Origin of the sequence: Pantoea sp. NGS-ED-1003, assembly GCF_000738765.1 — a bacterium.
Taxonomy (GTDB): Bacteria; Pseudomonadota; Gammaproteobacteria; order Enterobacterales; family Enterobacteriaceae; genus Pantoea; species Pantoea septica.
In genome coordinates, this window is sequence record NZ_JPQA01000005.1 from 49,954 (window position 1) to 64,938 (window position 14,985).

14 protein-coding genes are annotated in these 14,985 nt (G+C 61.2%); 3 read left to right on the plus strand and 11 right to left on the minus strand.

Annotated elements, in window-relative coordinates:
• Positions 1 to 370 precede the first annotated feature (370 nt).
• Complete coding sequence (gene rne / locus JS46_RS11165) at positions 371 to 3,721, plus strand: ribonuclease E (RefSeq protein ID WP_033750961.1); 3,351 nt, start codon at positions 371 to 373, stop codon at positions 3,719 to 3,721.
• Between the two features lie 139 nt (positions 3,722 to 3,860).
• Here the strand turns inward: rne and flgL are convergent, their stop codons facing one another.
• The 11 genes from flgL to flgB all read right to left on the minus strand — a co-directional run bounded on the left by flgL (position 3,861) and on the right by flgB (position 13,760).
• Positions 3,861 to 4,826, minus strand: a complete 966-nt coding sequence (gene flgL / locus JS46_RS11170) for a flagellar hook-associated protein FlgL (protein WP_033750963.1) — start codon at positions 4,824 to 4,826, stop codon at positions 3,861 to 3,863.
• Positions 4,827 to 4,837: 11 nt separating this feature from the next.
• The gene (gene flgK / locus JS46_RS11175) at positions 4,838 to 6,478 is read right to left on the minus strand and encodes a flagellar hook-associated protein FlgK (RefSeq protein WP_033750964.1); all 1,641 of its coding nucleotides are present in this window, start codon (positions 6,476 to 6,478) and stop codon (positions 4,838 to 4,840) included.
• 121 nt (positions 6,479 to 6,599) lie between these two features.
• Positions 6,600 to 7,538, minus strand: a complete 939-nt coding sequence (gene flgJ, locus JS46_RS11180) for a flagellar assembly peptidoglycan hydrolase FlgJ (RefSeq protein WP_033750965.1) — start codon at positions 7,536 to 7,538, stop codon at positions 6,600 to 6,602.
• A 2-nt stretch (positions 7,539 to 7,540) separates the two neighbouring features.
• Positions 7,541 to 8,641, minus strand: coding sequence for a flagellar basal body P-ring protein FlgI (locus JS46_RS11185; RefSeq protein WP_369799161.1), 1,101 nt, complete (start codon positions 8,639 to 8,641; stop codon positions 7,541 to 7,543).
• Between the two features lie 19 nt (positions 8,642 to 8,660).
• Positions 8,661 to 9,323: a flagellar basal body L-ring protein FlgH gene (locus JS46_RS11190; RefSeq protein ID WP_369799166.1), complete on the minus strand. Its 663-nt coding sequence runs from the start codon at positions 9,321 to 9,323 to the stop codon at positions 8,661 to 8,663.
• Between the two features lie 111 nt (positions 9,324 to 9,434).
• Positions 9,435 to 10,217: a flagellar basal-body rod protein FlgG gene (gene flgG / locus JS46_RS11195; RefSeq protein ID WP_033750971.1), complete on the minus strand. Its 783-nt coding sequence runs from the start codon at positions 10,215 to 10,217 to the stop codon at positions 9,435 to 9,437.
• Positions 10,218 to 10,232: 15 nt separating this feature from the next.
• Positions 10,233 to 10,991, minus strand: coding sequence for a flagellar basal body rod protein FlgF (locus JS46_RS11200; protein WP_033750975.1), 759 nt, complete (start codon positions 10,989 to 10,991; stop codon positions 10,233 to 10,235).
• Between the two features lie 20 nt (positions 10,992 to 11,011).
• Positions 11,012 to 12,229, minus strand: a complete 1,218-nt coding sequence (gene flgE, locus JS46_RS11205; protein ID WP_033750977.1) for a flagellar hook protein FlgE — start codon at positions 12,227 to 12,229, stop codon at positions 11,012 to 11,014.
• A 26-nt stretch (positions 12,230 to 12,255) separates the two neighbouring features.
• The gene (flgD, locus tag JS46_RS11210) at positions 12,256 to 12,927 is read right to left on the minus strand and encodes a flagellar hook assembly protein FlgD (protein ID WP_033750980.1); all 672 of its coding nucleotides are present in this window, start codon (positions 12,925 to 12,927) and stop codon (positions 12,256 to 12,258) included.
• 12 nt (positions 12,928 to 12,939) lie between these two features.
• On the minus strand, positions 12,940 to 13,344 hold the full coding sequence (flgC, locus tag JS46_RS11215) for a flagellar basal body rod protein FlgC (RefSeq protein ID WP_033750984.1): 405 nt from the start codon (positions 13,342 to 13,344) through the stop codon (positions 12,940 to 12,942).
• A 2-nt stretch (positions 13,345 to 13,346) separates the two neighbouring features.
• Positions 13,347 to 13,760, minus strand: a complete 414-nt coding sequence (flgB, locus tag JS46_RS11220) for a flagellar basal body rod protein FlgB (protein ID WP_033750987.1) — start codon at positions 13,758 to 13,760, stop codon at positions 13,347 to 13,349.
• 154 nt (positions 13,761 to 13,914) lie between these two features.
• Here flgB and flgA point away from each other — a divergent pair, with 154 nt between their 5' ends.
• Positions 13,915 to 14,574, plus strand: coding sequence for a flagellar basal body P-ring formation chaperone FlgA (flgA, locus tag JS46_RS11225; protein WP_033750989.1), 660 nt, complete (start codon positions 13,915 to 13,917; stop codon positions 14,572 to 14,574).
• Positions 14,575 to 14,677: 103 nt separating this feature from the next.
• Positions 14,678 to 14,980, plus strand: coding sequence for a flagellar biosynthesis anti-sigma factor FlgM (flgM, locus tag JS46_RS11230; protein ID WP_033750992.1), 303 nt, complete (start codon positions 14,678 to 14,680; stop codon positions 14,978 to 14,980).
• Positions 14,981 to 14,985: the final 5 nt, after the last annotated feature.

Sequence of the window (14,985 nt, forward strand, 5' to 3'; positions counted from 1 at the left end):
TAATGCTTGAGTTTCTCGTCTGATGCATTTCAGGCCAGAAAAAGAGCTAATTAGTCATTTTGCCGAATGAAACGCACACGCAGCAATGGCGTAAGACGTGATGTTTATTCAGGCACTTAGCGGGCTGCGGGTTGCGGCCTGGACGGAAGTTTGAAATGCAGGAGTTATCAATTTCTCTCAGGCATTTCAGCACAACGGCGCTGTTTTTCCTTATGAAAAACAGGCCACCGACGTTATTTGCGCCCCTCGCGCAGTCGACAACCGGGAGGTTGACGTAAGGCACTTAGTCACGGGGCCATCGGTCAGAACTCGTCCAGGGTAACTATGCCCGCAGCTTTATCACTCATGTGAGAATAACGAGTCAGAAACGATGAAAAGAATGTTAATTAATGCAACTCAGCAGGAGGAGTTGCGCGTTGCCCTGGTTGATGGACAACGCCTGTACGATCTGGATATTGAAAGCCCCGGACACGAACAGAAAAAAGCCAACATCTACAAAGGTAAGATCACCCGCATTGAACCCAGCCTCGAAGCTGCGTTTGTCGATTACGGCGCCGAGCGCCACGGTTTTCTCCCCCTGAAAGAAATCTCCCGCGAATACTTCCCATCCAGCTATAACGCGCAAGGCCGTCCGAATATCAAAGAGGTGCTGCGCGAAGGTCAGGAAGTGATCGTTCAGATCGATAAAGAAGAGCGCGGCAACAAAGGCGCGGCGCTGACTACCTTTATCTCTCTGGCGGGCAGCTATCTGGTGCTGATGCCGAACAATCCGCGCGCGGGCGGCATCTCCCGCCGCATCGAAGGCGACGATCGCACCGAGCTGAAAGAGGCGCTCTCGTCGCTGGAGCTGCCGGACGGCATGGGCCTGATCGTACGCACCGCAGGCGTAGGCAAATCCGCCGAAGCGCTGCAGTGGGACCTGAGCTTCCGTCTGAAACACTGGGAAGCAATTAAAAAAGCCGCTGAAAACCGCCCTGCGCCTTTCCTGATCCATCAGGAAAGCAACGTTATTGTGCGCGCCTTCCGTGACTACCTGCGCCAGGACATCGGCGAAATCCTGATCGACAACCCGAAAGTGCTCGAGCTGGCGCGCCAGCATATCGCCGCCCTCGGCCGTCCCGATTTCAGCAGCAAGATCAAGCTCTACACCGGCGAGATCCCGCTGTTCAGCCACTATCAGATCGAATCGCAGATTGAGTCCGCCTTCCAGCGCGAAGTGCGCCTGCCGTCGGGCGGTTCGATCGTTATCGACAGCACCGAAGCGCTGACCGCCATCGACATCAACTCGGCGCGCGCCACGCGCGGCGGCGATATCGAAGAGACGGCGTTCAACACCAACCTGGAAGCCGCCGATGAGATCGCGCGTCAGCTGCGCCTGCGCGACCTGGGCGGTCTGATCGTTATCGACTTTATCGATATGACGCCGGTGCGTCACCAGCGCGCGGTGGAAAATCGCCTGCGCGAAGCGGTGCGTCAGGATCGCGCGCGCATTCAGATCAGCCATATTTCGCGTTTCGGCCTGCTGGAGATGTCGCGTCAGCGCCTCAGCCCGTCGCTGGGCGAGTCGAGTCATCACGTCTGTCCGCGCTGTAGCGGCACCGGCACCATCCGCGACAACGAATCGCTGTCGCTGTCGATTCTGCGCCTGATTGAAGAAGAAGCGCTGAAAGACAACACCAAAGAGGTGCACGCCATTGTCCCGGTGCAGATCGCCTCTTACCTGCTGAACGAAAAACGTGAAGCGGTGAACGCGATTGAGAAGCGCCAGGGCGGCGTTCGCGCGATTATCGTGCCGGACGATCGCATGGAAACGCCGCACTACTCCGTGCTGCGCGTGCGCAAAGGCGAAGAGACGCAGACCCTCAGCTATCACCTGCCGAAGCTGCATGAAGCCGAAATGGCGATGCCGTCGGAAGAGGAGCACGCCGAGCGCCGTCGTCCTGAGCAACCTGCGCTGGCCGCCTTCGTTATGCCTGACGCGCCGCCGGCGCCGGCCGAAACCCCAGCGGAGCAGCCTAAAGCCGTTGAGCCGCAGCCTGAAGCCAAACCGGCCGCTGCAGCGCCAGCCGCCGCCAGCGGTACCGGCTTCTTTAGCCGTCTGCTGAAAAAACTGTTCGGCGGCAACGAGCCAGCCCCGACGCCAGCCGCGGAAACGACACCAGCGCCGCAGGCCAGCAGCGAAGAGAGCGACAACGACAGCAGCGCCAAAGAGCGCGGCGATCGTCGCAACAATCGCCGCAACAACAACCGTCGCGAGCGTACGCCGCGCAACGGCGACAGCCGCGAGCCGCGTGAAAACCGTGAACCGCGTGAGAATCGCGAACCGCGCGAGAGCCGTGAGCCGCGTGAAAATCGCGAGCCGCGCGAGAGCCGTGAGCCGCGCGACAACGCCGATGCGCGTCGCAACAAGCGCCAGTCACCGCAGAACGAAGCGCGCGAAGAGCGCAGCCCGGTTCTGAGCGACGAAGCGCGCCAGCAGCGCGAAGAGCAGCAGCAGCAGCGTCGCGAACAGCGCGCCGAGCGCCAGCGTCGTCGCCAGGAAGAGAAGCGCGCGCAGCAGGAAGCGAGCAAAGCCGTTGAGTCCGCCGCCGTCGCTGACGTCGTCGAGACCCCGGAAGCGCAGGAAGATGAGCGCGTTCAGGTTATGCCGCGCCGCAAGCCGCGCCAGCTGACGCAGAAAGTGCGTATCGGCGGCGAGACGGAGCAGCCGACAGCGGAAGCTGTAGAAACGCAGCCAGAGGCCGTACGCAACGCGCCGCAGATCGAAGAGCCAGCGCAGTTCGAGCAGGATGAGACGGAAAACCGCGACAACGGCAATATGCCGCGCCGTTCGCGCCGTTCGCCGCGCCACCTCCGCGTCAGCGGGCAGCGTCGCCGTCGCTATCGCGACGAGCGTTATCCGACCGAGTCTGCCATGCCGCTGGCTGCCGCCGCAGCGTCGCCAGAAATGGCATCCGGCAAGGTCTGGGTACGCTATCCGGTCGCTCAGCCGGTAGAGATGCAGGAGCCGCAGCAGGATGCGCCGGACTACAGCCAGCAAGAGACCGCAGGCGCTATCGCCCTGCCGGTTGCCGCTGTCGAAGCCGCGCCGTCCATCGAAGCCGCGCCGCAGGCTGACGCTGCGCCGCAGGTCAATGCCGCTGAAGCGCAACCGGCTGATGAGGTGCAGCAGGCTGAACCTCAGGCGGAAACGCCGGTCCCGCTGGTAAATACTGATAACACCGCGCCGATTGAGGCACCGGTAAATCATGAACCAGCCGTTATCCCGGCTGCTGATGAAGCCGTAGCAGAAGCGATCGCCGAGCAGGCTGTTCCGGCTGCGCCGGTTGTTGAAGAAGCGACGCCAGCCGCCGACGCCACCGAGATCGCCGCTGAATCAGCGCACGACGTGACGCCGGAAGCAGAAGCGCAGGTTGAGGAAGTGCTGAACGCCCCGGTTGCGGCAGAGAGCACGCCTGAGCCGATCAGCGAGCCGCATGCGCCAGTTCCGGCACGCGACGCCGCGCCGCAGGCAATCGCGCCGCAGGAATCCGCCGTCCGCTTTATCCATCACGCTTCCGCGCCGATGACCAAAGCGCCGGCGCCAGCCTGGCAGCCGGAGCCGGCACGCCACAGCGACTGGGTACGCGCGCCGTTCGCCTTCGAAGGCAAAGGCGCAGCGGGCGGTCACAGCGCGACGCATCAGGCCACCGCTCCGGCGACCCGACCTGAGAGCGCGTAACCACCTGACGCGACCTACAAAAAACCCCGGCTTGCCGGGGTTTTTTATTTCTTACGGGTAAAAAAAATCCCACGATGCCGGTCAGGGTCGTGGGACAAAATGAGCATGTCCGGTTCAGGCATGCTCGAATCAGGTTTTGTCAGGCGTTGAGCTGGAACAGCGACATCTTGGACATGTCGGTGAAGGTTTTATAAGAGGCCTGAAGCGCCGTCTGCTGCATGGTATAGCTGGAGATGGCCGAGGTGTAGTCGGTGTCGACCAGGTCGCTCATTTCGCTGCTCAGGATCACGTCGCGATTGCCGCCCTGCCCATCCAGCGTGCTCAGTTCAGAGAGCTGGGTGCCGATCTCGGAGCGCACGGTCAGAACATTATTCAGCGCATTGCCAAGGCCGCGGTTGGTTTTATCCATCGCATCCTGAAACGTCTTTTTAGCGGCGTCGTCGGCGTCCGCCAGCGGCGTTTTCAGCGCGGCGATAGCGCTGTCGAGCATATTGAAGATATTGGTTTCGCTGGCGCTACCGTCCGGCTCTTTTTTGGCGTTGCCGGTGATCGACATAAAGATGTCGTCGCCGGTGTGGCCCACGGTCATGGTGCGGCTGGTATCCACTTTCTGCGTAATAGCGTCGCTGCCGCCCGCATAGGTGACCGCGCCGCTGCCGTTGTCGACGAAAGGCGCGCTATCGGTTTTATAACCGGCGAAGATATAACGGCCGTTGCCGTCTTTGCTGTTCGCCAGGTTCAGCAGCTGCGAGCGCAGGCCCTCCAGCTGGGTAGCGATAGAGCCGCGGTCGTCGTCGCTCAGCGTGCCGGTCGAGCCGTTTACGATCAGCGTCTGCGCATCCTGAATGGTGCTGGTCACGCCGGTGAGCGTGTTCTCTTCCATCGACAATCCCTGAGTCGCAAAGGTGCGCGCCAGTGAGTACTGGCTGCTCTGCGCCTGGGTCTGCGCCAGCACGACCGAGCGCGACGCGGCGATAGGATCGTCTGAGGGATTGTTGACGCGGCGGCCGCTGGAGAGCTGCTCGCCCACTTTCAGCCAGGAGGATTGCGAATCGCTGATGCCGCGCACCTGCTGGTCAAAAATCATATTGGTACTGAGTCGCATGGTTCTTTTCCTTAGCGGATATTAAGCAGCGCGTCGAAAATCGAGCTGGCGGTTTGCAGCACCTGCGCGTTCGCCATGTAGTACTGCTGATACTTGGTCAGGTTGGCGTACTCTTCATCGAGGTTGACGCCAGAAACCGACTGCTGGCGATCGGTCAGCTGCGTCACGACGTTTTTCTGCGTGGTGCTGGCGGTTTCCAGCGTGCTGGTTTTGTTGCCGACGGTGCTGACGATGCTGGCGTAAGCCTGCGACAGCGTAGCGTTGCCGTTCACCACCTTCGCGTCCTGCAGCGCCAGCAGCTTCTGGGCGTTGCGGTTGTCGCTTTCGCCGCCCGTCGCGCCCGCCGCCGCGATCTGCGACTCCTTGGTAATGGCGACCGACATGCCGCTGATGACGTTCTGCACCGGCTTCACCAGGAAGCTGTCCTGCGCGTTCGGCGTGCCGTTCACGGTCAGCTGCACGCCGTCGAAGCTCAGCGTGGCGTTGCCCGAGGGGTCGGTGCCGGCCGTGGCGGTAATTTTCACATTGTCGGATGCGCGCGTGACGTTCCAGTTCGCGCCGTCATAGCTGACGGTATAGTTAGAGGCTTTCAGCGCGCTGGTATCGGTCCAGCTCGCCGTCAGGGTCGTGGCGGAGCTGTTTTTACTGTTGCTCTGTACCGTTGGGCTGCCGATGGTGAAAAAGTCCGTGCCCTGATCGCCGTTGCTGTCGTAGCCCTGCTTATGCACCGCGTTGAAGCTGGTGGTAAAGGCGGCCGCAAGCTGGCCGAGCTGGTTCTGCGCGCTGTCCAGGTCCTGGGAGCGGAAAGCCAGCAGGCCGCCCAGCGAGCCGGTAGTGATGTTCTTTTCAGCAATCTCGACGTTGCCGGCGCTGTTATCCACATAGCCGACGGCGGTGCGCGTCGGATCGCTGCTGGAGGGCATCGCGACCAGGCTGGTGGATTTGTTGCCGTTGACCAGCGTTACGCTACCCATGGCGACGATATAATTGCCGTCCTGCTTAGAGACGGTTACGCCAACGATATTATTCAGGCTATTTACCAGCTGATCGCGCTGATCCAGCAGATCGTTCGGCTGCGCGCCGCTTGCGGTGCTCAGCTTGCCGATCTGTTTGTTGAGATCGGCGATCTGGCTGGTAAAGGTGTTGATCTGGTCAACGTTCGAGGCGACATCGGTATTGACGCTGCTCTGCATATTGGTCAGATACTGCGCGGTGGTCTGGAACTGGTTCACCAGCCCCTGGGCGTTGCTCAGCATCGACTGACGCGCCGACGGATCGTTCGCGTTGCTCACCACGTTCTGCAGGTTAGTAAAGAAGCCCTGAATCGACGTCGAGAGACTGGTGGTTGAGGTGGAAAGCAGGTCGTCGATGTTGGAGATTTGCGAGTACTGGGTATTGGCCGCGCTGTAGGTGGCGCTGGAACTGCGCAGCTGCGCCGTAATGAACTCGTCATATTCGCGCTGCACGCCGGTAACGTTTACGCCGTTGCCGTAATAGCTGCTGCCCTGCAGGGTGCTGTTCGCCTGCGACAGCAGAATCGTCTGGCGCGAGTAGCCCGCGACCGTGTAGTTGGTGATGTTGTTGCTGGTGGTGCTGAGCGCCGCCTGTGCGGCGCTTAACCCACTCATCGCAGAGTTTATTATGCTGGACATCTCGGTTCCTTTCTTTCCCGTTAAGCGGGCTCGCACTCATCAATGCTCGCCCGTGCGCGAAAACGCGTCTGGCATCTGCTGATATTATCGGCGCGCCTGAGTGAAACTTGAGGCTGAGCCGCTAGAAGAGATCGTTTAAATCTTTGCTGTACGCCTTCACCACTTTCTCGCCCATGCTTTTGAATTGCTGGATCATTCCTACCAGCTTCTGCGCATATTTCGGATCGGTGGCGTAACCGGCGGCCTGCAGCGCGTGCGCGCCCTGCTCGGCGGTCTGCGCGCTGGTGACGGCGGCGTAGCGCGGGTTGTTCGAGAGGAGTTTGACGTAGTCGGTAAGCGCCTCGAAATAGGAGTGGTAGACGCGGAAGCTGGCGCGCACCTTCTTCGCCTCGCCCTGCTCATACTCCGTGGTCATGATATCGGTGGTTTCGCCGGTCCAGTTGCCGCTCGCCTTGATGCCGAACACGTTGTAGCTTGGTTTGCCGTCGCGGGTCAGGATCTGGCGCTGGCCCCAGCCTGACTCCAGCGCTGCCTGCGCCAGAATCAGGTGGTGCGGAATGCCGCTCTCGGCGCTGGCGGCCTGCGCAGGCTGCGCCAGCTGGGCGATAAACTCGCTGCTGTCGGCAGGCAGGTTAGCCGGCGAGACCGGCAGGCGCGGCACCGCCTTGCGCACTATCTGCTCCAGCTGGCTGGAGGCCGCTGCGCTGTAGATAAAGCTGTCGTCGAGCGGCATCGGCACGGTGCCGGCACGCTCGTCGGGCTCCTGCGCCGGCTGCATCTGCTTGACGATAAGATCGGCCATGCCCAGACCGCGCTTACCGATCTCCTGCGCAATCTGCTGATCGTACATCGAGGTGAACATTTTGGTCGATTCGTTGCTGAAGATGCCGTCCTGCGGCAGCGCTTCGCGCATACTCTTCATCATCATCTGCACAAACATTCCCTCGACCTGTTTCGCCACCTGCAGCGCCTTGCCTTTCGGGTCGGTGCTGGCTTCGCGCTTCAGGTCGTTCAGCGAGCGGCTGTCAAAGGCCGCCTTCGTCAGCGATTGCGTATCCATCGTCAGATAATTTCCAGTTTGGCGCGCAGGCAGCCCGCGCTCTCCATCGATTGCAGAATCGACATCAGCTCGATCGGCGAAGCGCCTAAAGCGTTGAGCGCGCGCACCACGTTGTTCAGGTTGGCGCTGGCGCTGACGCGCTGCAGCGCGCCGCCGCTCTGGCGCAGATCGATCTGCGTCTGCGGCGTCACCACCGTCTGACCGCCGCCAAACGGCGTATTCGGCTGGCTGACGTTCTGCGACTGATTGACCGTGACCGACAGGTTGCCCTGCGCCACCGCACAGGTGCTCAGCGTCACTTCGCGGTTCATTACCACCGACCCGGTGCGCGAGTTGATGATCACTTTGGCGTCTTCAATCGGAATCGAAACGTCGATGTTCAGGATCTCCGCCAGCATGCGCACCTGGGAGCTGTTGTTGGGCGAAACGCGCACCTGTACGGTGCGAGCGTCAAGCGCCGTCGCCTGGCCGTAGCCGCCGCGTCCGTTAATGGCGTCGGCGATACGCTGCGCCATCGAGAAATCTTCATTGTTCAGCTGCAGGTTAAGGGTGTTCTGGCTGCCGAAGTTGCTTTGCAGTTCGCGCTCGACGGTGGCGCCGCCGGTAATGCGGCCGCCGTTAAGCTGGTTGACCTGCACGCTGCTGCCGCCCGCCGACGCGCCCGCGCCGCCGACCAGAATGTTGCCCTGCGCCAGCGCGTAGACCTGGTTGTCGACGCCTTTCATCGGCGTCATCACCAGGGTGCCGCCGCGCAGGCTTTTGGCGTTGCCCAGCGAGGAGACCACCACGTCGATGGTCTGACCCTGACGGGCGAAGGCCGGCAGCTGCGCCGTCACCATCACCGCCGCGACGTTTTTCAGCTGCATGTTGGTGCCCTGCGGCACGGTAATGCCGAGCTGGGAGAGCATGTTGCTGACGGTTTGCGTGGTAAACGGCGTCTGAGTAGTCTGGTCGCCGGTGCCGTCGAGGCCCACGACCAGGCCGTAGCCGATCAGCTGGTTGTCGCGCACGCCCTGCACGCTGGCCAGATCGCGAATGCGATCCGCGTGGGCGCTCAGGCAGAGGCCGAGCGTCAGACTCAGGCCAAGCAGTAAACTTTTCACACTTTTCATCATGACCTCATTACATCGGCGAGATGTTCAGGAAGAAACGCTGGAACCAGCCCATGGTCTGCGCTTCATTAATATATCCATTGCCGACATATTCGATGCGGGCGTCGGCCACCGCCGTCGACAGTACCGAGTTGCTGGCGCTGATCGTGCGCGGGTTCACCACGCCGGAGAAGCGAATAAACTCGGTGCCCTGGTTGATCTCGATCTGCTTCTCGCCGACCACGCGCAGGTTGCCGTTCGACAGCACCTGATTCACGGTGACGGTAATGGTGCCGGTAAAGGTGTTGTTGGCGGTTGCGCCGCCTTTGCCAGCGAAATCGTTTTTGCCGTTGGCGCCCACGTTGGCTTTCGAGCCGTCTGCGCCCACCAGGCCGTTCAGGCCGGTCGGAATAGCGTCGAGGCCGAAGCTGGCGCTGCCGTCGCGCGTCGCGTTGGCGGAAGAGCTCTTGCTGGCGCTGACGTTTTCCTGCAGGACGATAGTGAGCGTATCGCCGATATTGCGCGGGCGACGATCCTCAAACAGCGGCTGATAGCCGTAGTTGAGCGGCGCGACGCCCTGAAAAATAGAGCCGTTGACCACCGGCGGCGCGGAAGGCAGCGCCTGCGCCGTCGTTGCCCCTTCCACCAGCGGCGTGCGCGGCACTAACGCACAACCGTTAAGGGTCAGCAGCATTGTCGCCACCAACCAATGTCCAGGCTTTATGTTCAGTTGCTTCGCCACGGAGTCACGACCTTATAGATGTGTTGACTTCAGGCCAGCCAGCGCTGGCCCTGATAACCGACATTAAATCTGCGTTAACTTCTGCAGCATTTGATCGGAGGTGCTGATCGCCTTGCTGTTGATTTCATAAGCGCGCTGCGTCTGGATCATGGTGACCAGCTCTTCCGCCACGTTGACGTTAGAAGTTTCCACATAGCCCTGATAGAGCAGGCCCGCGCCGTTCTGGCCCGGCGTGCTTTGAGTCGGCGCGCCTGACGCCTGGGTTTCCTGGTAAAGGTTTTCGCCCATGCTGTCGAGACCGGCGTCGTTAATAAAGGTGCTGATGGTCAGCTGTCCGACCTGCGCCGGGTTAGTCTGGCCCTGCTGCGTCACGCTCACCACGCCGTCGCGCGAGATGGTGATGCTGGTGGCGTTGGCCGGGATCGTAATGCCCGGCTGCACCGGATAGCCGGCGTTGTTGACTAGCTGACCGTTCTGGTCCACCTGGAACGAGCCGTCGCGGGTGTAGGCGGAGGTGCCGTCCGGCAGCTGCACTTCAAAATAGCCCTGGCCGTTGATCGCCACGTCTTTGGAGTTGCTGGTCTGCGACAGGTTGCCCTGGGTATGCAGGCGCTCGGTGGTGACCGGACGCACGCCGGTACCGATCTGCAGGCCCGACGGCAGCGTAGTCTGTTCCGAAGACTGGGTGCCCGGCTGACGCAGGGTCTGGTACATCAAATCTTCAAACACCGCGCGCGAACGTTTAAAGCCGTTGGTGCTGACGTTCGCCAGGTTGTTGGAGATGACGTCCATATTGGTTTGCTGGGCGTCAAGACCGGTTTTGGCGATCCATAAGGAACGAATCATCTGTTTTCCTCTGCCTTAGCTGCTCATGTTCAGCAGCTGGTTGGCTTTTTGTTCGTTTTCGTCGACGTTGGTGATGACTTTCATCTGCATCTCGAAACGTCGGGCGTTGGCGATCATATCGACCATGGTCTCTACCGGCTTGACGTTACTGCCCTCCAGCACGCCCGGCATCACCTGCACCGTGGCGTCGGCGGCCAGCGCCGCGCCGCGCGTCGCCTGGGTCTGCTGGTTCGGACGGAACATGCCGTCGTCGCCGCGCTGCATCTCTTTGCCGGTGGCTTTCACCAGCTTCAGGCGGCCGATCTGCACCGTGGCGTTTGGCGCATCGCCCGCGTTGCGCGAGGTGATGGTGCCGTCCGCCGCGATGGTCAGCTCGGCGCCCTGCGGCACCGCGATGGGGCCGCCGTCGCCCATGACGGGATTGCCCTGGACGGTCAGAATGCCGGTCGAGCTGATCTGCATATTGCCGTTGCGGGTATAGGCTTCGCTGCCGTCAGCGGTACGCACCGCCAGCCAGCCGTCCTGCCCCATCGCCACGTCCAGCGTGCGTCCGGTATTGTCCATTGCGCCCTGGCTCATATCGGCGCCGGGCGTCGAGGCGGCTACCAGGGTGCGCGTCGGCAGCGACCAGCCGCTGACCGGCACCGCGCGCAGCGCATTGAGCTGCGCGCGAAAGCCCGGCGTTGAGGCGTTGGCGAGGTTGCTGGCCGTGACGGCCTGCTGATCCAGCGTCTGGCTGGCCGCGCCCATTGCGGTATATATCGCGTGATCCATAAAGCAATCCCGTTAGTGAATTAACGCAAGTTAACCAAAGTGTTGAGAATCTGGTCCTGAGTTTTGATGGTCTGGGCGTTCGCCTGATAGTTGCGCTGCGCCACAATCATGTTCACCAGCTCTTTGCTCATATCCACGTTCGACGCTTCCAGCGCGCCGGAGGTCAGCGAACCGTAGGTGCCGGTGTTCGCCAGACCGATCGCCGCCTGACCAGAGGAGCTGGTCGCGGACCAGACGTTGTCGCCCTGCGACTGCAACCCTTCCGGGTTAGAGAAGCTGGCCAGCACGATCTGGCCCAGCAGCTGGGTCTTTTTGTTGGAGTAGCTGCCGGTAATGGTGCCGTCGTCGTTAATGGCGTAGCTGGTCAGATCGCCTGGCGCGTAGCCGTCCTGCGCCGGGTTGCCGAAGGTGGTAGTGCCGGTGTTCTGCTGCAGGCTGCCCAGCATGCTCAGCGAAATGACCTGGCCCGCCGCCGCGCCGTTAGAACCGTTGATGGTCAGGTTGACGGTTGACGTCGTGCCGCCGTTAAGGCCCGTCAGATTACCGCTCGCGTCGAACGCCGCGGTGAAATCCCCTGCGCTGGTACCGGTGGTGGAGTCAATCGCGTGCACCGTCCAGTTGTTGTCGGCGGTTTTGACGTAGTACATGTCAAGGTTGTGATCGTTACCCTGAGAGTCATAAACCGTCATGGTGCTTTTCGCGTTGTAGCTGTCGACATTAGCGGCGTTGAACGGCGTTACGGTCGGAATGGTGCTGGTAGAGTTCAGGTTCGCCACCTGGGTTGCGGTGGTGGTGGCGCGCGCCGACATCTGCGTGGTCGGAATGCTCAGCGCGACCGGGTTGGCGCCGGTCTGCACCGTCGGTGGCGTGCCGCTTACCGGATAGCCGGTGACTTTCAGGCCCTGGGTATTCACCAGGTTGCGGTTCTCATCCAGCGTCAGCTGGCCGTTGCGCGAATAGTAAACCGCGCCGCTGGCGTCAGCCATGCGGAAAAAGCCGTTGCCGCTCAGCGCGACGTCGAGGCCGCGGCTGGTGGTGGTGGTGGCGCCGTCGTTAAAGTTCTGGATCACCGCCGCCACTTTAGTGCCGAGGCCGACGTTGGAACCGGCGAACATATCGGCGAAGGCGATGGTGCTTGATTTAAAGCCCGCCGTCGCGGAGTTGGCGATGTTGTTGCCGATAACGTCCAGGTTGCTGGAGGCAGCGCCCAGGCCGCTCACCGCTTGGGAAAATGACATGTTTATTTCTCCTGTTTAGAGATGAATCAGAGAATCTGACGTACTTCATCAAGGGTTGCGGAGCCCATGGTGCCGAGATCCAGTTTGGTGGTGTTATCTGCCGTCGATACGCCATTGATGTAGGCGTAGTTAAGCGGCTGGGCCACCAGTTGCGTGCTGCCATTGCTGGCGGCGATTGAAACCGTATATTTGCCGTCCGGCGCGGTGGAGCTGTCCGCCAGGGTGCCGTCCCACGAGAAGGTATGCACGCCAGCCGAGAGCGCGCCCAGATCGATGGTGCGCACCACGTTGCCGCCAGCATCTTTCACCGTGGCGGTGGTGGCGGTCGAGGCGGTGGCCAGCTCGACGCCAAACGGCGTGGTGGTGCCTTTGCCGACCAGCACCTGGGTGCCGTTTACCATTACGCCGTGGCCGATCAGCGTCGAGCTCTGCAGCGACTGGCTGGTACTGATCTGCCCGGAGATCGAACCCAGCGTGGTATTGAGTTTTTCGATACCGCTCAGGGTGTTGATCTGCGCCAGCTGCGTGGTGAGCTGGCTGTTGTCCATCGGATTGGTGGGATCCTGATTCTGCAACTGCGTAACCAGCATGGTCAGAAACTGGTTCTGCAGATCCTGCGCGCTGTTGCTGGTGCCGCTGCTGGATGAGCTGAGGACCGTGGGGTCCAGTTTCTCGTTGACGCCTACTGCGATGCCCATGTCGTTTCTCCGTTAGGAACCCATGGTCAGGGTTTTCATCATCATTGATTTCACGGTGTTCAGCACCTCGACGTTGGCCTGGTAGCTGCGCGACGCCGACATGGTGTTGACGGTTTCCGCCACCACGTCCACGTTCGGCATCTTCACGTAGCCCTTGTCGTCCGCCAGCGGATTGCCCGGGTCGTACACCAGCCTCGCCGGAGAGGGATCGTCCAGCACCTGCGCCACTTTGACGCCGCCGGTCGCCGCGCCGGGCGCCGCATCGGTCTGAAATACCACCTGCTTCGCCACGTAAGGCTTGCCGTCCGGTCCGGTGACGCTGTCGGCGTTCGCCAGGTTGCTGGCGCTGACGTTGAGACGCTGGGATTGCGCGGTCATCGCTGACCCGGCAATGTCAAAAATATTCAGCAATGCCATGTTTATTGCCCTTGTAACACGCTCATCATGCCTTTGATCTGGCTGCTGATGAGGGTGAGGTCGGTCTGATACTTCAGACTGTTGTCCGCGAACTGGGTACGTTCGCGATCCATATCGACGGTGTTGCCGTCGGCTGCAGGCTGATCGGGAATGCGATAAAGCAGGTTGGCCGACGCCGCCGAGTTGACCTGCGCTTCGATATGGCGCGGCGAGGTGACCTTCAGCGACATGCCGCTGCCTTCAGCGCGACCGTTTTTCATTACCCGACTCAGCTCGCTGGCAAAGTCGATATCCCGCGCCTGATAGCCAGGGGTATCGGCGTTGGCAATATTTGACGCCAGGATCTCCTGACGTTGAGCACGCAGATTGAGAGCTTCAGTGCCGAACTGCAGCGCAGCATCCAGTTTGTCGAGCATGCTTCCTCCGCAAATGAGAATTTCGAGCGGACAGCTTATGTGGGGAAAAGCAATAGCCATCGTCTGAATAACGTTAAAAACCACGGCTATTTTTCGCCTTGATTTTGTCGCGGCGCGAGTACACTCGTCGCCATTAGCAGCAAGGAGTCATTTGATGCGTACTATTACCGCCCTGTTGGCCAGCCTGCTGGCGCTGTTCGCCCTGCCCGCCGACGCCGCCGATCTTTCCGCCCAGCTGACGGGCTTTTTTCAGGCTCGCGACGCGCAGCACGCGGCGGGCATGACGGTTGAGATTAAGACGCCGCAGGCGCAGTGGCCGACCTGCGACGCGCCGCAGTTCACCCTGCCTGGCAATAGCCGCCTGTGGGGACCCATGAGCGTGGCCGCCACCTGCGGCGATACGCGACGTTTTCTTCAGGTGCAGGTGCAGGTTACCGGCCAGTATCTGGTGGCGACGCGTCTGCTGGCGCGCGGCTCGACCGTCAGCGCCGACGATTTTCGCCTGCAGAGCGGCCGCCTCGACACTCTGCCGGCGCGTGCCATGCTTGACGCCGGTTCGGTCGCGGATGCGGTGGTGCTGCGCGATATTCAGCCGGGCCAGCCGGTAACGCTGTCGATGATGCGTCAGCCGTGGCGCGTGAAGGCGGGTCAGAGCGTGATGGTGATCGCCAGCGGCGAAGGCTTTAACGCCAGCGGCGAAGGCAAAGCGTTAAACAATGCGATTCTGGCGCAGTCGGTGCGCGTGCGCATGGGCAACGGTCAGGTGGTGAGCGGGAAAGTGGATGCGGATGGGAATATTCTGATATCGCTATAAGGCGCTAAAGAACGCTGTTTTTCTGCCGATAGAGAAATCAATTAAGCGATTACGCTATTCTGATTCAGGTGGCAGTTTCCCCTGACCGTACAGGAGCCCGAATATGAGCATCGACAGAACGCAACCTCTGAAGCCCGTCGCTACCGTGCAAACCCGTGAAAGCAACGAGTCCGCAACCGGTAAAACGCGCCAGGCGTCGAACGCTACCGCAACCACGCCCGCCGCAGCCCAGGTCAGCCTGAGCAATGCGCAGTCGCAGCTGACCCAGCCGGGCAGCCAGGACATTAACGTGGCGCGCGTCGAACAACTGAAAACCGCCATTCGCAATGGCGAACTGAAAATGGATACCGGCAAGATCGCCGATGCGCTGATTGCCGACACTAAGGCGTATTTAGAGGGTAAATAATCCCC